Here is a 22,725-nt window from a genome sequence, read left to right as displayed (position 1 = left end):
GTACCTGTCAATCGATCGATAGGGAAGCTGTTCATGGGGATTGCGGAGATCCAGCAGGTGGCGGTGAGCCTGTTCGCGCAGAAGGGGTATGCGGCGACCGGCATCCGGGAGCTCGGGCGCGCCGCGGGCATCACGTCGGCGACCCTGTACCACTACGCCGGGTCCAAGGAGGAGATCCTCACCGGCATCATGCGGGCGTGCCTGGAGGAGCTGCTGCGGTCGGCGCGCGAGGCGGTGGGCGGGTCGGCGGATCCGGCCGTGCGGCTGGCTCGTCTGGTGCGGGTGCATGTGGGATTGTGCGCGCTCAACCCGCTGACGGCGAAGGTGACCGACCAGGAGATCCGGGCGCTGACCGCCGATGACCACAGGCTGCTCGTCGGGCTCCGCGACGACTACGAGTCGATCTTCGCCGGGGTGATCGAGGACGGCATGAGCACGGGCGTCTTCCGGCTCGCGGATCAGCGTGTCGCCCGCCTGGCCCTGCTGGAGATGTGCAACGGCGTGGCCAACTGGTACCGGCCCGACGGCCGGCTGGGCGTCGCCGAGCTGCAGGACCAGTTCGTGGAGCTGGCCTGCCGTCTCATGGGGGCGCCGGTGCGGAGGCCGGGGGACCCCGGGGAGCTTCCGGCTCCCGTCCGGCTGGCGAGCGAGCCGGTCGCCGAGCGCGCGGAGGTGGCCGGGTGAGCGTCATCGACGCCCGGGTACGGCTCCCGCAGGAGCTCCGCCCGGCCACCGCGTACGCCGCCCCGCGCCAGCAGGTCGAGCAGTACGACAGGGTCCTGCAGCTGACGGACAAGATGAACGCTGGCCGCCTCGCCGATCTGCTGCAGGCCATGGACGACGAGGGCATCGGCCGGGCCGTCATGCACGCCGAGTCCGAGGGCGGCGAGCCGGCGGACGCGCTCAACGAGGCGCTGTGCCAGGTCATGGCCGACCATCCCGGCCGGTTCGCGGGCATCGGGTGCGTCGACGTCGCCGAGTCGCGGCCGACGCGGATCGCCCGGCAGACGGCCTCGATCGCCGGTCTCGGCCTGCTGGGGGTCACGGTGCAGCCGGCGTTCTTCGGGCTGGACATCGACGACCGCCGCCTGTATCCCCTGTACTCGCGGGCCGAGGAGCTGGGCCTGATCGTGGCGGTGCACACGGGCATCACCTACAGCCGGATGCACCCGCTGCGGCACGAGCGGCCGGAGCTGCTGGACCAGGTGGCCTGCGACTTCCCGGACCTGAAGCTGATCGCCTGCCACGCGGGCTGGCCGTGGGTGACCGAGTACTGCGCCGTGGCGCGCCGCCACCCGACGGTCTACCTGGAGTTCGGCGCGCTGGCGCCGCGATACGTCGCCAGGGCCGGGACCGGCTGGGATCCGTTGTTCGGCATGATGCGCAACGTCCTGCGTGATCAGGTGCTCTACGGCAGCGACTGGCCGATGATGGCTCCGGCCCGCGCCCTCGCCGAGTGGCGGGAGTCCGGGCTGCCGGACGCGGCGCTGCGGGCGCTCTTCCACGACAACGCCTCCCGCCTGTTCGGGTTCGGCGGGGCGGCCCGGTGACGGGCGGCGTCACGCTGTCCGCCATGCTCGGCCGGGCGGCGGCCGACACCCCTGACGGCGTCTTCCTCCGTACGCGTGAAGGAGATCTGACCTACCGCGAGACCGAGGAGCGGTCGGCCGGGCTCGCGGCGGCGTTCGCCCGGGCGGGAGTGGGCACGGGCGCCCGCGTCGCGCTGCTGATGGGCAACAGCCTCGACCAGGTCGTCGTCTGGTTCGCGCTGGCACGGCTGGGCGCGGTGCACGTGCCGCTCAACACCGCCCTGCTGGCCGAGCAGCTGACGCACGCGCTGCGGGTGGCCGGGGCGTCGGCGCTGGTCGCGGACGCCGAGTTCCTGCCGGTCGTCGCGCCGGTGCTCGATCGGCTGCCCGAGCTGAGGCGGGTCGTCGTCAACGGCCAGCCGGGCGAGTCCCGGTACGAGGACCTGGCCGCGTACCGGAACTGCCCGGACCGGGCTCCGCGGGCCGAGGTGGACGAGCTGGGCGCGGCCACCCTGCTGTTCACCTCCGGCACGACCGGCGTGTCCAAGGCGTGCGTGCTGTCGCACCGGTACCTCGCCAGGCAGGCGCAGCTCCATGCCGCGAACCTGGGCCTGCGCGGCGACGACGTCCTCTACTGCCCTTTCCCGCTGTTCCACATCGACGCGGCCACCCTGACCGTCGGGGCGGCCCTGGCCTGCCGTGGCACCGCCGCGCTCGGCCGCCGCTTCAGCGCCTCGCGGTTCTGGGACGACGTGCGCGACTTCGACGCGTCCGTGTTCAACTTCATGGGCGCGACGCTGACGATCCTCTGGAAGCGGCCACCCGGCGAGAGGGACCGCGACCACCGGGTCAGGCTGGCGTGGGGCGTGCCCATGCCCGCGTGGCACCGGGAGTGGGAGGAGCGGTTCGGCATCCCGCTCCGGCAGGTGTACGGGCTCACCGACGGAGGGGTGCCCGTCTACGACCCCGTCGAGGGCCCGCGCAGGCCCGGCACGTGCGGCCGGGTGATCCCGGAGTTCGACGTCCGGATCGTGGACGACGCCGGGCGCCCGCTGCCCAGGGGGCGGATCGGTCAGATCATCGTACGGGGCCGCGAGCCGGGGCTGGTGATGAACGGCTACCACGCGATGCCCGAGGCCACCGCGCGGGTCCTGAGGGACGGCTGGCTGTACACCGGCGACCTCGGCACGCTCGACGACGACGGCTACCTGACCTTCGAGGGCAGGCTCAGCGACTCCATCCGCCGCCGGGGCGAGAACATCTCCGCCTACGAGGTGGAACAGCTCCTCACCCGGCACCCGGCGGTCGTGGAGGCGGCGGCCGTCGGCGTGCCCAGCGAGCTGACGGAGGAGGACGTCAAGGCCGTCGTGGTCGTCCGGCCCGGCGCGAGCCTGACCGCCGAGGAGCTGCACCGGTTCTGCGTGGACACCGCGCCGGGCTTCATGGTGCCCCGCTACATCGAGCTCGTGCCGGCCCTGCCGAGGACGCCGACGCAGAAGGTCGAGAAGTTCCGCCTGCGCCAGGCCGGGATCACCCCGGCGACCTGGGACAGCCAGGCGCGGCCGGACCATGACCAGCACCCGGCAGGAGACTGAGCGATGTCCCGGATCCTGCGTCACGTCCCTCTGACGATGCGCGACGGCGTACGCCTCGACGCGAACGTCCACCTGCCCGGCGGCCACTCCGCCGCCAGGTCGCCGGTGATCGTGGCCGCGAACCCGTACGCCAAGGACGTGTGGTTCGGCCCGCGGACGGCCCCGCACCTGGAGAGGTTCACCCGGGCCGGGTACGCGGTCGCGGTGGTCGACTTCCGCGGGACCGGCGCCTCGGAAGGGGTCAAGCAGGACGCGTTCGAGCGGGTCGAGCAGGACGACATCCACGACGTCGTCGAGGAGCTCGCCGCACAGGAGTGGTGCGACGGGAGGGCCGCGGTCTGGGGCCTGTCCTACGGCGGCATCACGGCGCTGCGCGCGGCGGCCGGCGGGCCTTCGTCGCTGCGCGCGGTGGTGGCGATCGAGGGATCGACGGACCCCTACACCGACGAGGTGGCGCGCAGGGGCGCCGTCGGGCTGGCCATGATCATCGGCGAGTGGTCGGCGATGATGCTGGCGCTGACCGCCCTGCCGCCCGAATCGCCCTGGCTGCCCCGGTCGGCGTTCTCCGCGCGGCTCCGGGCGGCCAGGCCCTGGCACGAGGCGTGGGCGGAGCACCCGCACCGGGACCACTACTGGCGGGGCCGGGAGGTCGACCCCGCCGCCATCGAGGTGCCGACCCTCCTCTTCACCGGCTGGCGCGACACCAACGTCGCCGGCGCGTGGCGCGACTTCGCGGCGATCGGGGCGCCCCGCCGCATCGTCTGCGGGCCGTGGCTGCACGGCATGCCGGAAGGGCAGGAGCGGGCGCCGGTCGACTCCGTGGCGCTGGCCATCGCCTGGTTCGACGAGCACGTACGGGGCATCCGGCCCGAGGGCCCGCCGGCGCCGGTCGTGTCGGCGTACGTCATGGGCGCCGAGCGGTGGGAGTTCGCCGAGCGGTATCCGGCCGTGCCGCCCGTCGATCACGTCCTCCACCTCGCGGACGGCGCCCTGCGCACCGGCCCGCCCGCGACGCCGGGCCGGGTCTCCGTCCGCTTCGACGCGACGGTCGGAGTCGCCGCCGGGCTGGGGATGTCGGCGGCCCCCGGCGACCAGGCGCGGGACGCGGCCCGCTCCGCCGTCTTCACCTCCGAGGCGCTCGGCGCGAGCCTCGATCTCGCGGGGGAGCCGCGCGTCAGCCTCTCGCTGCTCGTCCCGCACCTCGACGTGGACGTGGCCGCCAACCTCAACGACCTCGCGCCGGACGGCCGCGCCACGCTGATCACCCGCGCGTTCCAGCGCCTGTCCAACCCGCCGCCCTACACCGGGACGCCCCGGCCCGCGGACGCCGGGCATCGGGCCGAGCTCGCCTTCGACCCCACCCGCTACCGGCTCCGGCCCGGGCATCGCCTCCAGCTGACGCTCAGCGCGGCGGCCTTCCCCGAGCACTGGCCGCACCTGTCCGGCAGCGGCTACGACGTGCTCGTCGGCCCGCCGCACGGCAGCGCGCTCCACCTGCCCGTGATCCCCACGGCCGACGAGACGCCCCCGTTCGAGCTGCCCGAGCCCGCCGCCGTGGAAGGCGGCGATCGGATGCTCGACCGGGTCGTGCCCGTGACCGTCGAGGAGAGCCCGGACGGCACGGAGGTCGTCGTGCGCGGCGGTCACCGGTCGGCAGGCCGCACGCTCGAGGGCGATCCCGTGGAGCTCCTGCACGCGTACGAGATCTCGGCACGCGCCCACGACCCCTCGGCGACGCGGCTCAGCACGCGGACCGACATCAGCGCGGGCACGGCCGGGAGCCTGCGGAGCGCCCACGCCACCTGCGAGATCAGCCCGTACGGGTCGGCCGCCACGTTGCGCGTCACCGGCGACGGCATCGACCACTCCGCCACCTGGGACACGCCGTCGCGAACGTGAGCGGAGGTCAGCACCGCTCCCTGTCACCGGCGAGGTGGACGATGTGGCGGCCCCGCAGCCGGTCGGCGTCGGTGTCGATGGCGATGTGCGTGATCTTCCCGTCGTGGACGGTGAACGTGATGACGGCCTTCGGGCGGCCACGATGCGACCAGACGGCCGCCGGGACGCCGTCGACCAGCGCGAGCCGGGCCGCCTGCGCCCGCCCGGCGAAGAACGCCGCGACCGCTTCGGCGCCGCGGATCTCGACGGCCACCGCCTCCGGATCGAGCAGCTCGACCAGCGCGGCGAAGTCCCCGCCCCGGGCCGCGGCCAGGAACGCCTCGACGACCTCCCGTTTCGCCGACCGGGCCGCGCCGGAGGCGTCCGCCGTTCCCCGCACCTGGCGCCGGGCCCGGCTGGCGAGCTGCCGGGCGGCGGCGGGGGAGCGGTCGATGACGGCGCCGATCTCGGCGAACGACACGGCGAAGACGTCGTGCAGCACGAACGCGAGCCGCTCGGCGGGAGTCAGCGTGTCCAGCACCACCATCAGCGCGACACCGACCGAGTCGGCCAGCAGCGTCTCGTCCTCCGGGGTGGCCCGGGCCGGGTGGCCGCTCGGCGGCGGCGCGGCCGGCTCGGGCGGCAGCGCCCCGGCCGGCTCCTCACGCCGGGCGCGGCGCGCTTCGAGCATGTTCAGGCAGACGCGGGCGACGATCGTGGTCAGCCACCCGCCCGGGTTCTCCACCTGGCCGGTGTCGGCGCGGCCGACCCGCAGCCACGCCTCCTGCACCGCGTCCTCGGCCTCGGCGGGGGAGCCGAGCATCCGGTAGGCGACCGCGTGCAAGCGGCTCTGGTGCTCGGCGAACCGTTCGCTCAGCCAGTCCTGCTCGACCATTCGTCACATTCCTCCGTCCGGGCCTGTCATACCGATTGACCGGCGGACAGCCGCCGATGTGACAGCCGAGCTCCCCTGGAAGGGGCGACCATGCCGAAACACCTGAAGACCGCCCTGTACTGGTTCATCGCCCTGCAGTTCGCGCTGGGCGCCGTGACCAAGTACTGGCCCGGAGACACGATCTTCGGTCCGGCGTACTCCGTGAAGTTCGCCGACTGGGGCTACCCGTCCTGGATGCGGTTCGTGGTCGGGGCCCTGGAGGGCGTCGCCGCCGTCCTGCTGGTGATCCCCCACCGGCGCACGCGCTTCCTGGGGGCCACGGTGCTGATGTTCGTGCTCACCGGGGCGGTGACCACCCACATCGTCAACCACGACCCGGCGGTGGAGAGCTGGGCCGCCCCCACCCACCTCGTCGTCATGGGCGTCATCGCGCTGGTCAACTGGCCCGCCCACTGGCGGGCGCCGGCTCCTCAGGCGGCGGGTCCGGCTCGTCGAGAAGCCGGAGATCGGACGGGGTGATCGTGGCGGAGGCCAGCAGCGCGATGATCAGGTTGTGGTTGAGCGTGTTGCCCAGCGGCGGCGGGATCTCCTCCTCCAGGAGTCCGGGCACGCGGGCGCTGAGCCGCTTGCGCGTCTGGGTGACGATGTGGGCCGCGCGCTTGGCGGTCCACCGCTCGCCGGGACGGACGCGGGCGAGTTCGTCGGCGACCTGGGCCCAGGTCAGCGGCTGCGGCCACGGCTCCGGCCGGAGATAGCGCTGACCCAGGCAGACCAGGACCAGGCGTTCGGCGGCGCTCAGGGGGTGTCCCGCCGGTTCGCGGGTGTCGGCCTCCTGGCGGGCCGGCGCGGCCGGAGCCGGCGGCCCCGCGACGACCCGCACCTCCAGCAGGTGCTCGCGTTCGGGGCCGACGACGAACAGCGGTGTGTACGCCACGGGCAACGTCACCCGGTGCCGGGTGAGCACCAGCCGCCCACCCGGCAGGCGGATGGGCAGGTTGCCGAGGTTGTGCAGCACCCACCGCCCGTCCTGGCGGCTGATGGACCCCTGCCGCCGGCTGACGTACGGGTCGTCGGGGCCGACGCAGACGTGGACGTCCGGCTCGCAGCGCCCGAACACCACCTCGAACCCGGCGTCGGGCGCGACCCGGATCCCGCCCTTGGCCCCCCGGACGTACAGCGTGCCGGGAACGGCCGGGGGGAGGTCCGCGGAGTCCCGCGGCAGGAGGTCCACCTTGCTCGCGGCCCCGCGCCTCGTCCCCGCCATGCCGCCGATCCTCCCCGCCCGCCCCGGGTGAGTCAACCGGGTCCTGACACCCGAACTACTCGTCAGTAAGCTTGTGGAAGATCTGCTGTCTGGCATCACAATGACGCATGGCCGACTTCACCCCGCTGCTGCCCGGTGACCCTGAGCGGATAGGCGGCCTGGATCTCCTCGGCCGGCTGGGCCAAGGGGGACAGGGCGTCGTCTACCTCGCCAGGACCCCGATGGACGTGCGCGTGGCCGTCAAGTGGCTGCATCCGGCCGAGGACGAGGAGAGCACCGAGCGCTTCCTGCGGGAGGCGGAGGTCGCCCGGCGGGTGGCGCCGTTCTGCACCGCGGCCGTCCTGAGCACGGGCGTCGAGCACGGGCGGCCGTACATCGTCAGCGAGTACGTCGAGGGCCGCTCGCTGGACCGGGTCGTCAGGGAGGACGGCCCGCTCACGGGCGGGGACCTGGAGCGGCTGGCCATCGGCACCGTCACCGCGCTCGCCGCCATCCACGAGGCCGGCGTCGTGCACCGGGACTTCAAGCCCGGCAACGTGATCATGGGTGTCGGCGGCCCCCGCGTGATCGACTTCGGCATCGCGCGCACGCTCGGCCCGGCCACCATGACCAGCAGCACGCAGATCGGGACGCCCGCGTACATGTCCCCCGAGCAGATCCTGGGCCGCGGCGTGGGGCCCGGGGCGGACATGTTCTCCTGGGGCTGCACGATGGTCTACGCCTCCTGCGGCCGGCCGCCGTTCGGCACCGACGGGACGCCCGCCGTGATGCACCGGGTGCTCAACACGCGGCCCGAGCCGGGGCTGCTCGACGGACGGCTGGGCGACCTGGTCCGCCAGTGCCTGGACAAGGAGCCGCAGAACCGGCCGACGGCCATCGACGTCATCACCCGCCTGGTGCGGAACCCGGAGCCGGGCGCCGACCCGCTCACGGAGGGGGCCAGGCAGGCGGCGCCGGACGCCGGGCCCACCAGGCCGTCGCGCACGCCGATGCTCGCCGCCGCCGGGGTGGTGCTCACCGTCGCGGCCGTGGCGGCCGCGCTGGTCGTGCCCGGCTGGCTCCGACCGGCCACACCGACCTCGCCGACCAAGCAGAGCACGCTGTCCACGCCGGCCGACGCCCGGAGCGCCGGGCCGGCTGCCGCGCCGTCGCGGGCCGCCCCCGCCAAGGTCCCGCTGCCCGGCGGCGCGATCACGCTGTACGAGAGCCCGTCCGACCCGATCACGCTGACCGCGTACGAGGTCGACGACGCCGACTACGCCAGGCAGTCGTTACGGGGCACGTTCGAGGCGTACCCGGACAACGTGGACTCGCTGGTCTCTCCCGACGGCCGCTATCTCGCCGGCCGGCCGGAGGACTACACCTCCGACGGCTACGACTCGATCCTCATCACCGACCGGCAGGCGGGCTCGAGCTTCCGGGTCAGGACCGTACGCGAACCGCTCGACACCAGCGTCCGCGCCTGGTCGAAGGACAGCTCGAAGATCCTCCTCAACCTCAACAGGAAGACCGAGGACAAACAGGGCAAGGACGTCTGGACCACCCTGGGCTTCGCCATCCTGGACGTGCCCCGGGCGCGGGTCCAGGTGGTCGAGGTGGCCGACGACTCCATCCGGGACGGCGACTTCGGCTGGGACGCCGAGGAGGACGGCGTGATCGCCGTCTCCGGGAAGGACGAGGCGCTGCGCTTCTTCGACGCCTCCGGCAACCGCACGCGCGACCTCCCCGGCGTCGGGCCGCTGGCGTCCGGCACCGTCGACGTCTTCTCGCCCTCGGGCCGGATGTTTGTGACCGACTGCCCCGGCAAGGACGACGGCGACCACTGCCTGTGGGACTCGCGGACCGGCAAGCGGCTGCGCACGTTCTCCTCCGACTGCGACAAGGTGCTCGGCTGGTACGACGAGGCGCACCTGTACTGCTGGGAGTACGACAACGGCGCCGAGGACGAGGTACGCGTGGTGGCCTTCGACGGCAAGCTGGTGCACCGGCTGCTGGAGTCGGCGGACAAGCTGGAGGTCGCCCCGTACTTCACGATCGACCCGCGCTGATCAGGATCTCGGGACCCCTCCCGGCGTGGTGGCGGTACAACCGTGGCATGCCTGCCGAAGGGAAGCCCATGCCCAGGATGATCGTCACCGCCCTGGCCCTCGCGTGCGCCGTGGTCATGGCGCCCGCGGTGACCGCCGCCCCCGCCGCCGCCACCGCCAAGCCCTCCTACCGCGGCTGCTACGACGGGAAGTGCAAGTTCACCTTCTCCGATCCCGTCAGCTTCCGCATCTCCAAGAAGCGTTACGGCTTCTCCAGGGTGTACGTGTCGAAGGAGTACGTCGGCGGCATCTTCAACACGGACATGGTCGTGGTGCGGGCGCCCGGCCTGACCGCCTCCCTGGGCGAGGGCGCCGAGGGAGATTTCCGCAGCAACGGCAAGAACGCCCTGTCCTTCCGCGTCCTGGCCATCACCAGCCAGGGAGCCACGATCCGCTTCACCGGGTGACCTTCCGGGCCCGGACGAGGAGCCGGCCGGCCAGCGCGACGGTCACGACGACGCCGGCGACGAGAAGGTCGGGGACCTGGCCGGCTCCTCGCAGGACGGCGCCTTCGAGCGCCGCCTGGTCGGTCGCGCCGAGGATGCCGGTCAGCTCGGTCGTACCGGCGGTGGTCAGCAGCAGGACGCCGACGGCGACGGTGAGCGCGCCCCCGACGATCCCCGTCCAGGTGTTGCGCCAGCGCCCGATCGTGACCTCACGCGGCCGGACGAGGCGCTTGACGAACGGGGCCCGTCCCCACAGCAGCGCGAGGACCAGCAGCGGCAGGGCCATCCCGGCGGCGAAGACCACCAGGACGAGCCCGCCGGCGAGCGCGTTGCCGGAGACCGCGGCGACGGTCAGCACGGCGCCCAGCAGCGGGCCCGCGCAGACCCCGGCCAGCCCGTAGACGGTGCCGAGCACGTACACCGCCGTGGTGGAGGTGCCCTCGGCGGCGGCGCCGCGGGACAGGAACGGGACCGGGACGTTCAGCAGCATCACCGCCCCGAGCGCGATCACCACGATCGAGGCGACGGTGACGAAGGTGAAGCGGTGCTCGTTCACGAACGCCCCGAGCGTCCCGGCGAGCACGCCGAGCGGGACGAGGGTGGTGATCAGCCCGAGGTAGAACACCCCGGTACGGGCGAGCAGGGCGCGCGGGCCGGCGAACGCGTAGGAGAAGAACGCCGGCAGCAGCATCGCCGAGCACGGGCTGAGCAGCGTCAGCACGCCGCCGAGGAACGCGCCGAGCAGGCCGATGTCCATGCCGGGCTACTTCGCCTGGTCCAGGGCCTGGTCGAGGAACCCCTGGAAGACCTCCGCCGGCTGCGCCCCGGACAGCGAGGTGTTGCCGGCGACGAAGAACGGCACGGCGGTGACGCCGAGCTGCTGCGCGGACTGCGTGCTCGCCCGCGCGGCGGCCCGGAGCGCGGGATCGTCGAGATCGGCGGTGAACCGCTTGATGTCGGGAACGCCCGCCTTCTTCGCCAGGCCGACGAGCGTGTCGCGGGGAAGGTCGGCGTGCCCCTTGTCGGGGGCGGCGGCGTAGACGGCCGTCACGAACTCCACGAACCTGTCCTGCCTGCCCGCCGCCCGGGCCGCGACGGCGGCGTTCTCGGACTGCTCGCCGAAGAACGTCACGTCATGGAACTCGATCCGCACCTTGCCGGTGTCGACGTACTTCCCGATCAGCGCCGGCAGGGTCTCGCGGCTGAACACCGCGCAGTACGGGCAGCGCAGGTCGAGCCACTCGGTCAGGACCACGGGGGCGTTCACGTCGCCGATCGCCATCGGGTCGCCGGCGTCCCGGCGGACGAACTCCAGCTCCTGGCCCCGGCCCGCCCCGTGGTCCCCCCGCTGGTCCGCCGTGGACGACGGGGACGCCGCAGGTGGCGCCGCGCCGGGGGAGCGCTGGGGGAGGAGCTGGGCGGTGACCACGATCGCGAGGAACACGACCACCGCGCTCAGCACGACGGTCCAGGTCGTGGAGCGGCGGCGCCTGGCCGCCATCGCGTCCGCTGAGCTCGATGCCGGGGAGTTCACAGGTCGGTCTTCCTTCTCCTCAAGTCGACTATCTCGCATAGTCGACTATGCACCATAGTCGACACAGGGCATGATGGACGCATGGAGTGGTCCCCGCGGATGACGGATCAGGCGCCGGCAGCCTCGGCCGGGGAGGCGGTCCGATGAACCCCGCCGCCCCCGGAGAGCCGCCCCGGCTGGGCGCGCTGGAGGCGCAGGTGATGGACGTGCTGTGGGATCACGGGCCGGCCACGATCCGGGGCATCATCGGCCGCCTCCCCGGCGAGCCCGCCTACACCACGATCGCCACCGTGCTGGCCAACCTGGACCGCAAGGACCTCGTCACCTCCCGCAAGCAGAACCACTCGACCCTGTACGCGGCCCGCGTCGCCCGCGAGGAGCACGTGGCGTCGGTGATGAACCACGCCCTCGGCACCAGCAAGGACCGCGCGGCCTCGATCCTGCACTTCGTGGAGAGCATCCCCGACAGCGACCTCGACCTGCTGCGCGAATATCTGCGGCGGCGCGACGACGGACACCGGTCATGACGGCCCGGATCCTGGCCGCGCTGCTGATCCTGGGACTGGTCCTCACCGCGGTGGCCGGCCCGTGGGCCCTGCGCCGCGCGTCGCCGGTGCTTGATGCGCCTGCCGAGACCGGCGATCGGGCTGCTCACCGGCGGCATCGTGGCCTGGGTGCTGGCGCTGCTCGCGCTCGGCCCGATGCTGGCCTGGGTCGTCTCCGGCCCCGACGTCCTGCCCAGCGGGGCGGCCCAGGTCTGCCGGCGCTGCCTGGCCGCCGCCAACCCGTTCACGGACATCCCGGTCGACACCGTCGTCCCGGTCGTGGCGCTGCTCGCGCTCCCCACGGCGGGCGCGCTGCTGCACGCCGTCTCGATCATCGTCGAGGCGCGGCGGCGGCACCGCGGCACCCTGCGCACCGCGCGACGGCTCCGGGCCCGCAGCGAGCCCCGCCGGCTGCACGGCCACGCGGTGCTCGTCGCCGACGACCCGCACCCGTTCGCGCTCACCCTGCCACGGCGCCACGGCGGCATCGTGATCTCCACGGGCGCGCTCGACGTCCTGGACCCCGGCGAGCTGGCGGCGGTCCTCGCGCACGAGCACGCCCACCTGCGCCAGCGCCACCACCTCATCACCGCGGTCGTCGCCACGCTGACCCGCAGGCTGCGGTGGGTGCCGCTGATCGCCGCCGCCGAGGCCGCGCTCGGCCACTACCTGGAGATCGCCGCCGACGACACCGCCCGCCGCCAGGCCGGGACGCCCGCCCTGGCCGGCGCGCTGCTCGCTCTCGGCCAGAACGGCCGGCCGCAGGGCGCGGCGCTGGCCGGGGCCCTGCACGCGCTCGGCCCCAACCGCATCCACCACCTGGTCCGGCCCCACACCGGTATGACCGGCGCGATCGCCGCCGTGGCCACCGCCTGCTGCCTGACCGCGCTCACCCTGCTGGCCGCCGCCGTTCACGTGCCGTACGTGCTGGCCGTGCTCACCGGATGCGCCTGAGCCGATGCCTGGCTACTGACCTCGCCGGGCGAACTCGTCGGGCGTCGTTCCGCCGGGGAAGCGGGTGACGAAGTCGAGCACCCCCACCCAGGCCGGCCGGACGGCGATGCGGACCATGGTGGTGCCGGGCCGGTCGACCGCGGCGACGTTCGCCGCGCCCTGCTCCTCGCCGGCGTAGCGGCGCTGGGCGGCGGCGTACTCCTCGACGATGCCCTCGACCTCGGTGACCTCGGCGTTCCCCCGGACGAGGAGCGCCGAGGGCGGGGTGGTGGCGGCGTCGACGGTGATGGCGATGCCGGGACGCACTGGGCGACGTCGGTCTCCAGCAGGCGGAGGTCGCCCTGCGGCAACGCCGCCTCGGCGAGGCGGGTCATCGGGCGACGACCCGGTCGAGGTTGTCCAGGCACAGGTCCCAGCCCTCGCGGAGCTCGGCCGCCGCCTGCGGGTCGGGCAGGCCCGTGTGGGTCAGCACGACCGAGGTGAGGCCGTCCCGCTCGGTGATCTCCAGGTCGCAGCGCGATCCGGTGCCCGCCTCGCCCTCCTCGCCGTGCCAGATCCAGGCCAGGCGGGCGGGGCGTTCGACGACGGTGTAGACGCCGGTGGCGGTGTACTCGACGCCGTCGGTGTCGCGCATGACGACGCGCAGCCGCCCGCCGACGCGCAGGTCCACCTCGGCCTCGGAGGTCCCCCAGTCGGGGCCGGCGTGCCACCACTTCCTGATCACTTCGGGGTTCGTCCAGGCGTCGAACAGGGTGTCCGCCGGGGCCCGGTAGGTGCGTTCGATGCGGACGGCGGTCGACTGCGAGGTCGTTTCGATCATGGGTGTCTGCTCCTTGTCAGCCAGGTGTTCCTCGACGGCCTCGAACATCCGCTCCCAGAGGGCGCGCTGGCGGTCGACCCAGGTGACGGCGTCGACGAGCGCGGCCGGGTTCAGGGCCAGCCGGTGCGTACGGCCGACGACCTTGCGGACGACGACCCCGGCCTCTTCGAGGATCTTCAGGTGCTTGGTGATCGCCGGTTTGGAGACGCCCAGGTCCGAGGTCACCTCGCCGACGGTCGCGGGGCCGTCGCCCAGCCGTTCGATCATCCTGCGCCGGATCGGATGTGCCACAGCCCTGAACGGATCGTTCACCATGTGGCTAACAGTACACCCTTTAGTTAACGGTGTCAGCGGGTCTCCGCGATCAGGTGGACGATGCCGGCCGGGTTCTTGATCCAGTGGGTCCGGGAGTCGAGGTTCTCCAGGGGCTCGACCTCGTCGCACGGGTGGACACCGATGCCGGCCAGCTCGCTCACGGCCGCGTCCAGGTCGTCGGTGTGGAGCTGCAGCCACAGGTCGGGCCGGCTGTAGTTGTCGACGCAGTCGAGCCACAGCGTGTTGGGGCCGAACCGCACGGAATGGGTGCGCGAGACGGTCGGGGCGTAGGAGACGTCGTCCTCCTTGACGTCGAAGCCCAGGGTGTCGCGGTAGAAGGCCACGGTGGCCTCGTACTGCGCCTTGGGGATCTTCATGGCGATGTTGAGGCCGGCGGTGAACGTCGGAGCGGTCATGGTCGTGTGTCTCCTCGGTTCGTCTCGGTGGCGTCCAGGGCGTCTTCCAACGCGGCCAGGCGGTCGTCCCATCTGTGGGCGAGCCTGGCCAGCCAGGTCTGGGCGGTGCGGATGGCGGCTGGTTCCAGCCGGTAGGGATGGCGGCGGCCGGCCGGGCCGGCGGAGCTGATCAGCCCCGCTTCGGCGAGCTGGCCGAGGTGCTTGGCGACCGCCTGGCGGCTGATCGGCAGCCGCCGCGCCAGGTCGGTGACGGTCGCGGGCCCGGCGCGGGCGAGCTCGTCCAGCAGTGCCCGCCGTGTGGGGTCGGTGAGCGCCGCGAACACCGCGAGTGCCTGGCTCTCCACGTCACCCGGCGGCATCGAGGTAGATCCCCAGCTCGGCGAGTTCGGCGTCCCACCCCTGGCTGTTGGCCGCGCGGGCGGAGCGGCCCACGTCGGCGGCGGCCTGGGCGAACCCGCTCTCCACCAGGCGCAGCCGCGTGCCCTCCGGCACCGGCTCCAGGGTGAACTCCACCAGCGTCCGGGCCGCGTCGTCCTCGGGCAGGTCCTCGATCGCCCACCTGAAGGCGAAACGGCGCGGCGGGTCGACCACCGCGACGGTGGCGACGGATTCCTGGCCGAGGTCGTCCCAGCGGAAGAACGCGCGCCCGCCGGGCCGCAGGTCGATCTCCGCCACCGAGCCGAACCACCGCGAGAGCCCTTCCGCGGTGGTCAGTGCGGCCCAGACCCGCTCGACGGGGTGCCGGAGCACCACCACCCGTTCGATCGCGTCCGCGTCCATGCCCACCTCCTTCGCAACCTGTAGGTTGCCATCCATGGGCAACCTACAGGTTGCGACAGGGGTCCCGCAAACCCCGTCAACCGGTCAGCGCGGACAGGACGGGTCCCAGGTCCCAGTAGGCGCGCAGCGAGACGATCCGCCCGTCGCCGTCGACGCGGTAGACGAAGACGCCGTCGTAGCCGACGCGGGCGCCGGTGGCGAAGCGGGCCGAGACCGAGGCCACGACCGCCGCCTCGGCCCCGGCCGGGTGCACCGCGGCGACCTCGAACCGCACCTGGTTGGGGGCGACGGTGAGCTCCCAGAAGCGTTCGAGGGCGGCCCGGCCGCGCAGGCCGGCTCCGTGGGGGTCCAGCGGCGAGCCGCCGACCGGGTCGTGGAGCACGGCGTCCGGCGCGTAGCAGGCGAGCCAGGCGTCCCGGTCGCCGGCGCCGATCGCGCTCATCGCGGTGAGCGCGGCGACGGCCGCCGGGTGGTTGGTGTCCATCGGGGTGCCTCCTCGGGGGCCACTGCTTGACGCGTGTCAAGCTAGGTCTACGCTTGACACATGTCAAGCACGCGCTCGCGCATCCTGGAGACCGCCCAGCGGCTCGTCACCGAACAGGGCCCCCAGGTCTCGATGGCCGAGGTGGCCCGCGCGGCAGGGATCTCCCGGCAGGCGCTCTACCTCCACTTCGGCTCCCGGGCCAGCCTGCTCGTGGCCGTCGTGCGGAACATGGACGCGCGCAGCGGCATCCGCTCACGCTGCGAGGAGGCCCTGACCGGGCCGGAACCCGTCGAGGCGTTCCGCGCCTTCCTGCGCGTCTGGCTGGGCTACGCGGCGACGATCCACCCGGTGGCCTCGGTGCTGCTGGCCTCCCGCCGCGACGACCCCGACGCCGCCGCGGCCTGGAACGACCGGATGGGCGAGCTCCACGAGGGCTTCCTCACCGCCGCCCGCGGGCTGCGGGCCGCCGGGCGGCTGCGGCCCGGCCTGACCCCGGACCTCGCCGCCGACCTGGCCTGGGCGATGACCTCGATCCCCGTCTGGGAGCAGCTGACGGCCGACCGGGGCAGGAGCGCCGCCGACGCCGAGGAGCACCTGATCGGCGCCGTGACCGCCGCCCTCACCGGCGACCCGCCGGCATGATCCGGCCGAGCGCCCCGAAACTCACCTGGAAGGGTTCCCGGCGACCGGGCAATCACCAGTGTCCCGACATTCCAGGTGAGAGAGACCATGCATGACCACGTTCCTCGACGGAGAGGTCGCCGATCCCGAGCGATTCGCCGTCCTCTTCGATGCCCATTACGAGGAGATCCGCCGCTACATCGGCCGTCGGCTCGATCCCGACGTCGCCGAGGACCTGGCGGCCGAGACCTTCCTGATCGCCTTCCGCCGGCGTGACAGCTTCGACGCCGCCAAAGGCGGCATCAGACCCTGGCTGTACGGGGTCGCCACCAAGCTCATCGGCCGGCACCGGCGTGCCGAGCTGCGGCGATACCGGGCGCTGGCCAGATCGGGGCCGCTCGTGGCCGACGACGGCCATGACCAGCGGGTGGTGGACCAGGTCACCGCGCGGGTGACCGTACAGAACCTGTCCGCCGCGCTCGCGGGGTTGTCGCGCGGTGAGCGGGACGTGGTGCTGCTCGTCGCCTACGGCGAGCTGACCTACGACGAGGTGGCGGCGGCGCTCGGCGTCGCCTACGGCACCGTCGCCTCCCGGCTCAGCCGGGCCAGGACCAAGCTTCGTGACGCGTTGGGAGTTGAGGTGTGATGAAGGAGTTCCAGCTCATCGACGAGGTGATGCCGCACCTGCCGCCCGCCGACCACGCGACGGCGATGGCCGCGCGCGCCCGGGTGCTGGGCGGTGCCCGGCGGCGGCGGCCGGTCTGGCCCAGGGTGGCGCTCGCGGCGGTCGCGGTCAGCGCGGTGATCGCCGGGGGCTTCGTGGCCGTGCCCCTCCTGGGCGGGACGGGCGTGCGGACGGCAACCGTGCCTGCCGCGGACGCCGCGGACGCGGTGCTCGACGCGGCGGCCGGCCGGCTGGCCGCCCAGCCCCCGGGAACCGGGGCGTGGTGGCGGCGGGAGATGGTGCGGGTGTCGCGGGTGCGGACCGCGGCCTACACCGTGGAGCAGCGGGCCAGGGACGTGCTGTGGGCGAGCCGGGACCGGAAGGTCGGCTACCGGCACCAGCGCGGCCCCGTCTCCGCCGAACCGCTCACGCCCGCCGACCGGCAGGCGTGGAAGGCCGCGGGCTCGCCCGACCTGTGCGACGACTGCCTGCCGGGAAAGATCTACATCACCCCGCTGAAGCTGACGACGACGCCCGCGACGCGGCTGCCCGCCGAACCCGAGGCGCTCAAGGCCGAGATCCTGCGGGCCACCGACGGGCGGGCCCCGGAGGCGTGGCTGTGGGGGGCGAGCGCATGGCTCCTTCTCGACGCCGAGACCACCCCTGCCACCAGGGCCGCGCTCTACCGGGTGCTCGCCGGCCTGCCGGGTGTGCGGGTGGAGGACGGCGTCACCGACCTCGACGGCCGCACCGGGGTCGCGCTGACGTACGGCGAGGCGTCTGCCCGTCAGCAGATCGTCATCGACCGGGACAGCGGGCGGCTCCTCGCCATCCAGGAGAGTGACGGGTCCTCGGCCTATCTGGTCAAGCGGCTGGGCTGGACCGACGACCCGGCCCCGAAGGAGTCGACCTTCTTGTGACGCCGGCCCGCCCGGCGAGGATCACGTACGGTGCCGCGCGTCGGCCAGCAGGTCGCGCGCGGTCACGATCAGCCCCTGCATGGCGTGGTCGAACGCCTCGTCCACCGTCATGAGCGGCGCGGCTGCGACCGCCTCGCGAAGGTGCGGGACGGCCAGGCCGGGGTGGGCGCGCAGCCAGGAGGGCGGGGCGGGAGTGTGGTGCATGACCGGCTCGCCCTGGTCCTGGCGGTGGTCCACGAGCAGGACGAACGCGAACACCCGCATCGTCAGATCGTGGTGCACGATCTGCGCCTGAGTGACGCTCAGCCCGATGGCCCGCAGCATGCCCAGGAAGGCGTCGGTGTGGACGAGGCGGTTCGGGTGGATCGCCACGTCGCCGAGGTCCTCGTCCAACGACACCAGCAAGGCACGCGGGTAGCGCCGGTAGACCGCGCGCAGGGCGGCGCCGTACTCCCGGATGCTGCGTTCCCACTGCTCAGGGTCCGGCCGCGGGGCCGGCCACTGCTCGATGAACAGGGCGACCGCGCGGGCCACGAGCTCGTCGCGGTCCTCGGCGTAGTTGTACAGGGCCCGGACCGTCACGCCGAGATGCTCGGCGAGCAGTCGCATGGTCACCGCGCGGAACCCGTGCACGCCCGCGAGGTCGAGCATCGTCTGGGCGATGAGGTCCTTGGTGAGCGTCGGCCGGCCCTTGCGCGTCAGCGGCCTGCGGCGGCGGCGCGGGCCGTCGGCGGGACCGGTCCGGTCCGGTCCGGCTGTGTCGGGATCTTCGGGCACCGTCCGAGCATAACAACGTTGAACTTCACACAGTGTTGACTTTAAGCCGGGGCATGCATCACGATCACTTAGGTGAGCCTTACCAATCCCCAGCTCCCTGGCCGGGCGACGGCCGTTCGCGGCCGCGCGATCCTCGGCCTCGTCATCGCCGGCACCGCACTGGTCGTCATCGACATGACGATCGTGACCATCGGCCTGCCCGCGATCCAGGCGGACTTCGGCACGACACTCGCCGGCGTCCAATGGCTGATCGTCGGCTACATGATCACCATGGGCGCGGTGACCCAGGTCGCCGGCAGCCTGTCCGATCGCATCGGCCGGCGTCGCATGTACCTGCTCGGCATTGCCCTGTTCACCCTCGCCTCGCTCGCCTGCGGCGCCGCGCCCACCCCGGTGGTGCTCGACCTCGCCCGCGCCCTTCAGGGAATCGGCGGCGCGGTCCTGATGGTGAACTCCCTGCCCCTGCTGTCGGACCACCTGGACGGGGAACGCCGCAACCTGGCCATCTCCACCTGGGGGAGTGCCGCGACCGCCGCCGGCCTGATCGCCCCGCTCCTGGGCGGCACCCTCGTCGACGCCTTCGGCTGGCGCGCGATCTTCCTGATCAATGTCCCCATCGGCGTGGCCGCGTTGCTGCTCTGCCTGCGCGTCCTCCCGGCCGACGCCTCCGGCCGGTCCGCCGCGCACGGCCGGATCGACTGGGCGGGCGCCGCACTGCTGATCGCCGCGCTCGCCGTGGGCGACCTCGCGCTGCTCCGCGGCGAGGAGCAGGGCTGGGCGTCGGCGGCGACACTGACCCAGCTCGTGATCGCGGCCGTCCTGCTCGCCGCGTTCCTCCTGCTCCAGTCCAGGTCCGGCGCCGCCACCCTGGACCTCGCGCTGTTCCGCAAGCCCGCCTTCACCGGGGCCGCCGCGGCGGTCTTCATCTCACGCGTGCTGTCCATCGGCGGCACGGTCTACTTCGTGCAGTACTTCCAGGAGGCGCTGCACCTGAGCCCCACGCAGAGCGGCCTGCTGCTGGCGCCCGTCTTCCTGGCCCAGATGGCGGCCGGTCTGCTCGGCGGCAAACTCCTGAGCTGGTTCGCTCCCGGGCACGTCATCGCCGCCGGCTACCTCTGCAAGGCGGTCAGCGCCACGTGGCTGGCCCTGGCCCTCACCCCGGCCTCCTCGCCGTGGCTGCTGACCATCCCCCTGCTCGTCTGGGGGGTCGGCGGCGGCATCGCCGGTGCGCCGGTGATGGCCGTCGCCATGAACGTCACCGACAGGCAGCGCGCCGGCATGGTCTCCGGCACGATCACCAGCCTGGCCTCCATCGGCGCCGGGATCGGCACCGCCGTGCTCGGCGCCGTCTACACCACCCGCATCGCCGGCCTCACCGCCGGACCGCGCGAGGCCGCCGTCGCCTCCGGCGCGTCGGCGGTGCTCTACGGTTGCGCGGGCCTGGCCATCATCACGATGGTGCTGGTCCTGGCCCTCATCCCTCGGCGCGGGCGAGCATGAGGACCGGATCAGCCGGCGGCGTCAGGACTGCGGAGGAACCGCAGGACGCGCTCGGCCACCGCCCGGGCCGTCTTCCTCTCCGGCCCGAAATGGTCCAGGCCGGGCAGGGTCTCCAGCTCGGCGCGGGGAAGGGTGTCGTCTCCGCCGTCCGTCCCCCGGTGGAGGTAGTGATGACCGATTCGGTGCCGTTGCGCCCGCCTGTCCTGGTCCGCCACTTCGACACGATCGCCGACGCCGGGCTCGCCGCCGGCACCGTGGTCCTGTTCGTCGCCGTCGCGCTGGGCACCGGCGTGGCCTCGCCCTGGCAGCCGTGGCCCGGTGTGATCCCGGTGGCGCTGGCCCTCGGCGGCCTGCTGTTCCTGCGCCGCCGTCGGCCGATGACCGTGCTGTTGCTGTCGATCGCGGTGCTGGTGTTCTACCACGCCGGTGAATGGTCCCCCGCCGGGTGGATCTGGCCGCTGTCGGTCGCGTACGTGACCGCCGCCGCCACCCCGCACGTCCGCTGGGTCGCCGGCATCGGCGCCGCCCAGCTCGCCTACTCCGCCGTCGACGCCTGGTGGATGGTCGAGCGGAACCTGGAGCGCTACCTGATCCACACCGTCGGGGAGGCCGCCCTCCTGGCCCTGCTCATCACCGGCGGCATCGCCTGCGCCGCCACCCGCCGCTGGCGCGCCCACCGGCCGGAGCGGCCCTGACCTGCCGTCGCTCGTCGCCGACCTGATGGATGTCTCGTCAGCCGATCAGGTTGTACGCCGCCGCCACGCTCAGGTAGGCCAGCGCGGCCAGGGCGACGACGCTGTGGTGCGCCCGTCCGGCCAGGGTCCACCAGCCCTTGCGCCAGGCGAGCGCGACCGTGACCACCTGGGCGGCGGTCGCGACCGCGGCCAGGACGGGCAGGGTGGTGATGGCCGTGAACAGCGGGCTGCCGCCGAGGAAGAAGTCGGCCTGGTTGGCGTCGAAGTCGGCGACCATCGCCGCGAGCGAGCCGGCCGAGGCCGTGACGAGCGCCGCGGTGAGCCAGCCCGGCAGCCCGGCCGGCCGGGGCGCGGGCGCGGGGGAGCGGCGGCGTGCCCGCCGGACGGCGAAGGCGACGGGCCAGCCCACCGCCGACAGCACCAGGACGGTCAGGCTGACGCCGAGCAGGCCGAGATGCAGCGAGGGTGACTGGTACCAGGCGAGCCGTTCCAGCGGCCCGGCCGGGTTCTCGGTGGCGAGCAGCCCGTCCGCGCCGAACCGGATCGTCCGGTAGCCGTTCTTCTCGCGGAACAGGCCGGGCGCGATCTGCGTCCACTGCCGGGTCTCCGGCGCCCCGAGCGCGGTCGCGCCGGTGGTCGTCAGCGTTCCGTCCGCGGCGGCGGTCACGGTCGTGACGTTGGTGAGCGAGCTGATCTTGCCGAGGTCGGTCATGTCGGCCGCCAGCGCGGTGCGGTACGAACCGGCGTACCCGGCCGGGTCGGGCAGCGGGCCGGCGGGCTCCGCCGCGGGGGCCGGGGCGGCGGCGAAGCGGTCGGCGAAGGCGTTGACCAGCGCCCACGCGGAGTCGGGGCCGCCCTTGCCGGTGCCGTTGTAGGAGGCGTAGATGCCGATGTCACGGTCGGGGACGAGCGCGAGGACGGCGAAGTAGCCGGGGATGTTGGCCCGGTGCACGAGCAGGCGGCGGCCGTTCCTGGTGTGCTCCTGGAAGCCGTACGCCATGCCGGAGGTTCCTTCGGCGTTGCCGAACTGCCGGGTGTGCATCAGGCGCGCGGTCTCCGGCTTGAGGATCTTCCCGCCGTCGTCCAGGTGGGCCAGCATGAAGGCGGCCATGTCGGTCGCGGTGGAACGGAACCCGGCGCCGTGCGGCGGCATGTGCCCGTACTTGGCTCCCGTGGCCCTGACCTGGCGGTCGCCGCTCAGCCGGTAGCCGGGCGCGAGGGCGCGGCCGATGGGGCCGGGCTCCGGCTGGGCCAGGGTGGAGCGCGTCATGCCCAGCGGGGCGAAGATGTTCCGCTGGACGTACTCGTGGAAGGGCATGCCCGAGCGGAGCTCGACCAGGTGGCCGGCCAGGCCCATGCCGTAGTTGGAGTACACCGCGCGGGTGCCGGGCGGGCGGATGCGGCGGGGCTGGTGGCCGGCGAGGTGCTCGCCGAGCCGGTGCACGTCCTGCGCGGTGGCCGCGCCGGTGCCGAAGTCGCCGCCGGCGAAGCCCGCGCTGTGGGTGAGCAGGTGGGCCGTGGTGACCGGCTTGCCCGGGTAGGCGTCCTCGATCTTGAAGTCCGTGAGGTACTCGTTGACGTCGGCGTCCAGGTCGATGCGGCCCCGTTCGACGAGCTGCATGACGGCGGTGGCGGTGATCAGCTTGGCCACCGAGGCGGGGGCGAAGACGGTCTCGGCGGCGTCCACGGGACGGCGCGTCTCCACCTCGGCCACGCCGTAGCCCTGGGCGAAGACCTGGCGGCCCCCGGCCACCACGGTGACGGCCGCGCCGGGAATCCGGTGTTCGGCCAGCTGCCGGGTGACGAACGTGTCGGCGAAGTCCCGTACGGACTGCGCCGGGCTCTCGGCGGCGGCAGGGGCGGTGACGCTCAGGAACGAGACGGCGGCGCCCAGTGCGCACACCAGGGCACGCCGACGGGATGGTTTGCGTTCGAGCAGCATGAGCTGCTCTCCTTTCCTAGGGAACACGTACGCGTCAAGGCACGCCGTTCAGGCGTGGTCGTGC

General features: G+C 73.4%; 26 protein-coding genes. 14 read left to right on the top strand and 12 right to left on the bottom strand.

What is annotated here, in order from left to right; genetic code table 11:
- Positions 1–33: 33 nt before the first annotated feature.
- The 4 genes from ACWDXC_RS33195 to ACWDXC_RS33180 are packed head-to-tail and all read left to right on the top strand — an operon-like array spanning position 34 to position 5,023.
- The gene (locus ACWDXC_RS33195) at positions 34–684 is read left to right on the top strand and encodes a TetR/AcrR family transcriptional regulator (RefSeq protein WP_449988561.1); all 651 of its coding nucleotides are present in this window, start codon (positions 34–36) and stop codon (positions 682–684) included.
- Positions 681–1,550, top strand: coding sequence for an amidohydrolase family protein (locus ACWDXC_RS33190; protein ID WP_449988559.1), 870 nt, complete (start codon positions 681–683; stop codon positions 1,548–1,550). Before ACWDXC_RS33195 ends, ACWDXC_RS33190 begins: the two co-directional genes overlap by 4 nt.
- On the top strand, positions 1,547–3,124 hold the full coding sequence (locus ACWDXC_RS33185) for an AMP-binding protein (RefSeq protein WP_449988556.1): 1,578 nt from the start codon (positions 1,547–1,549) through the stop codon (positions 3,122–3,124). The genes ACWDXC_RS33190 and ACWDXC_RS33185 overlap by 4 nt, the downstream gene beginning before the upstream one ends.
- A 3-nt stretch (positions 3,125–3,127) precedes the next feature.
- Positions 3,128–5,023: a CocE/NonD family hydrolase gene (locus tag ACWDXC_RS33180; protein ID WP_449988553.1), complete on the top strand. Its 1,896-nt coding sequence runs from the start codon at positions 3,128–3,130 to the stop codon at positions 5,021–5,023.
- Between the two features lie 7 nt (positions 5,024–5,030).
- On the opposite strand, the gene ACWDXC_RS33175 is transcribed toward ACWDXC_RS33180, so the two are convergent.
- The gene (locus ACWDXC_RS33175; RefSeq protein WP_449988550.1) at positions 5,031–5,897 is read right to left on the bottom strand and encodes a sigma-70 family RNA polymerase sigma factor; all 867 of its coding nucleotides are present in this window, start codon (positions 5,895–5,897) and stop codon (positions 5,031–5,033) included.
- A 90-nt stretch (positions 5,898–5,987) separates the two neighbouring features.
- Between ACWDXC_RS33175 and ACWDXC_RS33170 the strand changes: the two genes are divergently transcribed.
- Positions 5,988–6,416 (top strand): DoxX family protein, encoded by a 429-nt coding sequence (locus ACWDXC_RS33170; protein WP_449988548.1) that lies wholly within the window; start codon positions 5,988–5,990, stop codon positions 6,414–6,416.
- On the opposite strand, the gene ACWDXC_RS33165 is transcribed toward ACWDXC_RS33170, so the two are convergent.
- Positions 6,334–7,161 (bottom strand): hypothetical protein, encoded by an 828-nt coding sequence (locus ACWDXC_RS33165; RefSeq protein WP_449988545.1) that lies wholly within the window; start codon positions 7,159–7,161, stop codon positions 6,334–6,336. The genes ACWDXC_RS33170 and ACWDXC_RS33165 overlap by 83 nt on opposite strands.
- 107 nt (positions 7,162–7,268) lie before the next feature.
- Here ACWDXC_RS33165 and ACWDXC_RS33160 point away from each other — a divergent pair, with 107 nt between their 5' ends.
- Together ACWDXC_RS33160 and ACWDXC_RS33155 are read left to right on the top strand one after the other, a co-directional pair.
- Positions 7,269–9,209: a protein kinase domain-containing protein gene (locus tag ACWDXC_RS33160; RefSeq protein WP_449988543.1), complete on the top strand. Its 1,941-nt coding sequence runs from the start codon at positions 7,269–7,271 to the stop codon at positions 9,207–9,209.
- 68 nt (positions 9,210–9,277) lie between these two features.
- Positions 9,278–9,655 carry a hypothetical protein gene (locus ACWDXC_RS33155; RefSeq protein ID WP_449988540.1) on the top strand — a complete coding sequence of 126 codons (378 nt, stop codon included), beginning with the start codon at positions 9,278–9,280 and terminating at the stop codon, positions 9,653–9,655.
- On the opposite strand, the gene ACWDXC_RS33150 is transcribed toward ACWDXC_RS33155, so the two are convergent.
- Both ACWDXC_RS33150 and ACWDXC_RS33145 read right to left on the bottom strand, forming a co-directional pair.
- On the bottom strand, positions 9,645–10,451 hold the full coding sequence (locus tag ACWDXC_RS33150) for a cytochrome c biogenesis CcdA family protein (RefSeq protein WP_449988538.1): 807 nt from the start codon (positions 10,449–10,451) through the stop codon (positions 9,645–9,647). The genes ACWDXC_RS33155 and ACWDXC_RS33150 overlap by 11 nt on opposite strands.
- Before the next feature lie 6 nt (positions 10,452–10,457).
- Positions 10,458–11,228 (bottom strand): DsbA family protein, encoded by a 771-nt coding sequence (locus tag ACWDXC_RS33145; protein ID WP_449988535.1) that lies wholly within the window; start codon positions 11,226–11,228, stop codon positions 10,458–10,460.
- Between the two features lie 143 nt (positions 11,229–11,371).
- Here ACWDXC_RS33145 and ACWDXC_RS33140 point away from each other — a divergent pair, with 143 nt between their 5' ends.
- Positions 11,372–11,755 carry a BlaI/MecI/CopY family transcriptional regulator gene (locus ACWDXC_RS33140; RefSeq protein WP_449988532.1) on the top strand — a complete coding sequence of 128 codons (384 nt, stop codon included), beginning with the start codon at positions 11,372–11,374 and terminating at the stop codon, positions 11,753–11,755.
- Positions 11,756–11,848: 93 nt separating this feature from the next.
- Complete coding sequence (locus ACWDXC_RS33135; RefSeq protein ID WP_449988530.1) at positions 11,849–12,727, top strand: M56 family metallopeptidase; 879 nt, start codon at positions 11,849–11,851, stop codon at positions 12,725–12,727.
- Positions 12,728–12,739: 12 nt separating this feature from the next.
- Here the strand turns inward: ACWDXC_RS33135 and ACWDXC_RS33130 are convergent, their stop codons facing one another.
- The 6 genes from ACWDXC_RS33130 to ACWDXC_RS33105 form a co-directional block, all read right to left on the bottom strand.
- Entirely contained in the window at positions 12,740–13,033 is a 294-nt protein-coding gene (locus ACWDXC_RS33130; RefSeq protein WP_449988527.1) for a hypothetical protein, read from the bottom strand.
- A 64-nt stretch (positions 13,034–13,097) separates the two neighbouring features.
- The gene (locus ACWDXC_RS33125; protein ID WP_449988524.1) at positions 13,098–13,862 is read right to left on the bottom strand and encodes a metalloregulator ArsR/SmtB family transcription factor; all 765 of its coding nucleotides are present in this window, start codon (positions 13,860–13,862) and stop codon (positions 13,098–13,100) included.
- Between the two features lie 32 nt (positions 13,863–13,894).
- Positions 13,895–14,278, bottom strand: coding sequence for a VOC family protein (locus ACWDXC_RS33120; RefSeq protein ID WP_364177639.1), 384 nt, complete (start codon positions 14,276–14,278; stop codon positions 13,895–13,897).
- Entirely contained in the window at positions 14,275–14,622 is a 348-nt protein-coding gene (locus ACWDXC_RS33115) for an ArsR/SmtB family transcription factor (RefSeq protein WP_449988521.1), read from the bottom strand. The genes ACWDXC_RS33120 and ACWDXC_RS33115 overlap by 4 nt, the downstream gene beginning before the upstream one ends.
- 1 nt (position 14,623) lies before the next feature.
- Complete coding sequence (locus ACWDXC_RS33110; RefSeq protein ID WP_449988518.1) at positions 14,624–15,058, bottom strand: SRPBCC domain-containing protein; 435 nt, start codon at positions 15,056–15,058, stop codon at positions 14,624–14,626.
- Between the two features lie 76 nt (positions 15,059–15,134).
- Complete coding sequence (locus ACWDXC_RS33105; RefSeq protein ID WP_449988515.1) at positions 15,135–15,542, bottom strand: nuclear transport factor 2 family protein; 408 nt, start codon at positions 15,540–15,542, stop codon at positions 15,135–15,137.
- Positions 15,543–15,602: 60 nt separating this feature from the next.
- Here ACWDXC_RS33105 and ACWDXC_RS33100 point away from each other — a divergent pair, with 60 nt between their 5' ends.
- The 3 genes from ACWDXC_RS33100 to ACWDXC_RS33090 all read left to right on the top strand — a co-directional run bounded on the left by ACWDXC_RS33100 (position 15,603) and on the right by ACWDXC_RS33090 (position 17,747).
- Positions 15,603–16,184: a TetR/AcrR family transcriptional regulator gene (locus ACWDXC_RS33100; protein WP_449988512.1), complete on the top strand. Its 582-nt coding sequence runs from the start codon at positions 15,603–15,605 to the stop codon at positions 16,182–16,184.
- A 91-nt stretch (positions 16,185–16,275) separates the two neighbouring features.
- Positions 16,276–16,809: an RNA polymerase sigma factor gene (locus tag ACWDXC_RS33095; protein ID WP_449988509.1), complete on the top strand. Its 534-nt coding sequence runs from the start codon at positions 16,276–16,278 to the stop codon at positions 16,807–16,809.
- The gene (locus tag ACWDXC_RS33090) at positions 16,809–17,747 is read left to right on the top strand and encodes a CU044_5270 family protein (protein WP_449988717.1); all 939 of its coding nucleotides are present in this window, start codon (positions 16,809–16,811) and stop codon (positions 17,745–17,747) included. Before ACWDXC_RS33095 ends, ACWDXC_RS33090 begins: the two co-directional genes overlap by 1 nt.
- A gap of 21 nt (positions 17,748–17,768) precedes the next feature.
- On the opposite strand, the gene ACWDXC_RS33085 is transcribed toward ACWDXC_RS33090, so the two are convergent.
- On the bottom strand, positions 17,769–18,524 hold the full coding sequence (locus ACWDXC_RS33085; RefSeq protein ID WP_449988507.1) for a TetR/AcrR family transcriptional regulator: 756 nt from the start codon (positions 18,522–18,524) through the stop codon (positions 17,769–17,771).
- A gap of 72 nt (positions 18,525–18,596) precedes the next feature.
- Between ACWDXC_RS33085 and ACWDXC_RS33080 the strand changes: the two genes are divergently transcribed.
- Positions 18,597–20,024 (top strand): MFS transporter, encoded by a 1,428-nt coding sequence (locus tag ACWDXC_RS33080; protein ID WP_449988505.1) that lies wholly within the window; start codon positions 18,597–18,599, stop codon positions 20,022–20,024.
- 170 nt (positions 20,025–20,194) lie between these two features.
- Positions 20,195–20,719 (top strand): hypothetical protein, encoded by a 525-nt coding sequence (locus tag ACWDXC_RS33075; protein WP_449988502.1) that lies wholly within the window; start codon positions 20,195–20,197, stop codon positions 20,717–20,719.
- 37 nt (positions 20,720–20,756) lie between these two features.
- Here ACWDXC_RS33075 and ACWDXC_RS33070 read toward each other — a convergent pair whose 3' ends face one another.
- Positions 20,757–22,661, bottom strand: a complete 1,905-nt coding sequence (locus ACWDXC_RS33070; protein ID WP_449988499.1) for a serine hydrolase domain-containing protein — start codon at positions 22,659–22,661, stop codon at positions 20,757–20,759.
- Positions 22,662–22,725 lie beyond the last annotated feature (64 nt).

It is taken from the genome of Nonomuraea sp. NPDC003214, assembly GCF_053590035.1.
Note: the sequence above shows the minus strand (reverse complement) of the source record. Positions and strands in the feature narration are given on the sequence as shown.

Excerpts from the sequence above, each read along its gene's own strand:
- ACWDXC_RS33075 (WP_449988502.1), top strand. The coding sequence starts at position 20,195 with ATGACCGATTCGGTGCCGTTGCGCCCGCCTGTCCTGGTCCGCCACTTC.
- ACWDXC_RS33165 (WP_449988545.1), bottom strand. The coding sequence starts at position 7,161 with ATGGCGGGGACGAGGCGCGGGGCCGCGAGCAAGGTGGACCTCCTGCCG.
- ACWDXC_RS33100 (WP_449988512.1), top strand. The coding sequence starts at position 15,603 with ATGTCAAGCACGCGCTCGCGCATCCTGGAGACCGCCCAGCGGCTCGTC.
- ACWDXC_RS33155 (WP_449988540.1), top strand. The coding sequence starts at position 9,278 with ATGCCCAGGATGATCGTCACCGCCCTGGCCCTCGCGTGCGCCGTGGTC.
- ACWDXC_RS33105 (WP_449988515.1), bottom strand. The coding sequence starts at position 15,542 with ATGGACACCAACCACCCGGCGGCCGTCGCCGCGCTCACCGCGATGAGC.
- ACWDXC_RS33140 (WP_449988532.1), top strand. The coding sequence starts at position 11,372 with ATGAACCCCGCCGCCCCCGGAGAGCCGCCCCGGCTGGGCGCGCTGGAG.
- ACWDXC_RS33090 (WP_449988717.1), top strand. The coding sequence starts at position 16,809 with ATGAAGGAGTTCCAGCTCATCGACGAGGTGATGCCGCACCTGCCGCCC.
- ACWDXC_RS33150 (WP_449988538.1), bottom strand. The coding sequence starts at position 10,451 with ATGGACATCGGCCTGCTCGGCGCGTTCCTCGGCGGCGTGCTGACGCTG.
- ACWDXC_RS33175 (WP_449988550.1), bottom strand. The coding sequence starts at position 5,897 with ATGGTCGAGCAGGACTGGCTGAGCGAACGGTTCGCCGAGCACCAGAGC.
- ACWDXC_RS33160 (WP_449988543.1), top strand. The coding sequence starts at position 7,269 with ATGGCCGACTTCACCCCGCTGCTGCCCGGTGACCCTGAGCGGATAGGC.
- ACWDXC_RS33180 (WP_449988553.1), top strand. The coding sequence starts at position 3,128 with ATGTCCCGGATCCTGCGTCACGTCCCTCTGACGATGCGCGACGGCGTA.
- ACWDXC_RS33110 (WP_449988518.1), bottom strand. The coding sequence starts at position 15,058 with ATGGACGCGGACGCGATCGAACGGGTGGTGGTGCTCCGGCACCCCGTC.
- ACWDXC_RS33095 (WP_449988509.1), top strand. The coding sequence starts at position 16,276 with ATGACCACGTTCCTCGACGGAGAGGTCGCCGATCCCGAGCGATTCGCC.
- ACWDXC_RS33195 (WP_449988561.1), top strand. The coding sequence starts at position 34 with ATGGGGATTGCGGAGATCCAGCAGGTGGCGGTGAGCCTGTTCGCGCAG.
- ACWDXC_RS33125 (WP_449988524.1), bottom strand. The coding sequence starts at position 13,862 with ATGGTGAACGATCCGTTCAGGGCTGTGGCACATCCGATCCGGCGCAGG.
- ACWDXC_RS33120 (WP_364177639.1), bottom strand. The coding sequence starts at position 14,278 with ATGACCGCTCCGACGTTCACCGCCGGCCTCAACATCGCCATGAAGATC.
- ACWDXC_RS33135 (WP_449988530.1), top strand. The coding sequence starts at position 11,849 with ATGCGCCTGCCGAGACCGGCGATCGGGCTGCTCACCGGCGGCATCGTG.
- ACWDXC_RS33170 (WP_449988548.1), top strand. The coding sequence starts at position 5,988 with ATGCCGAAACACCTGAAGACCGCCCTGTACTGGTTCATCGCCCTGCAG.
- ACWDXC_RS33070 (WP_449988499.1), bottom strand. The coding sequence starts at position 22,661 with ATGCTGCTCGAACGCAAACCATCCCGTCGGCGTGCCCTGGTGTGCGCA.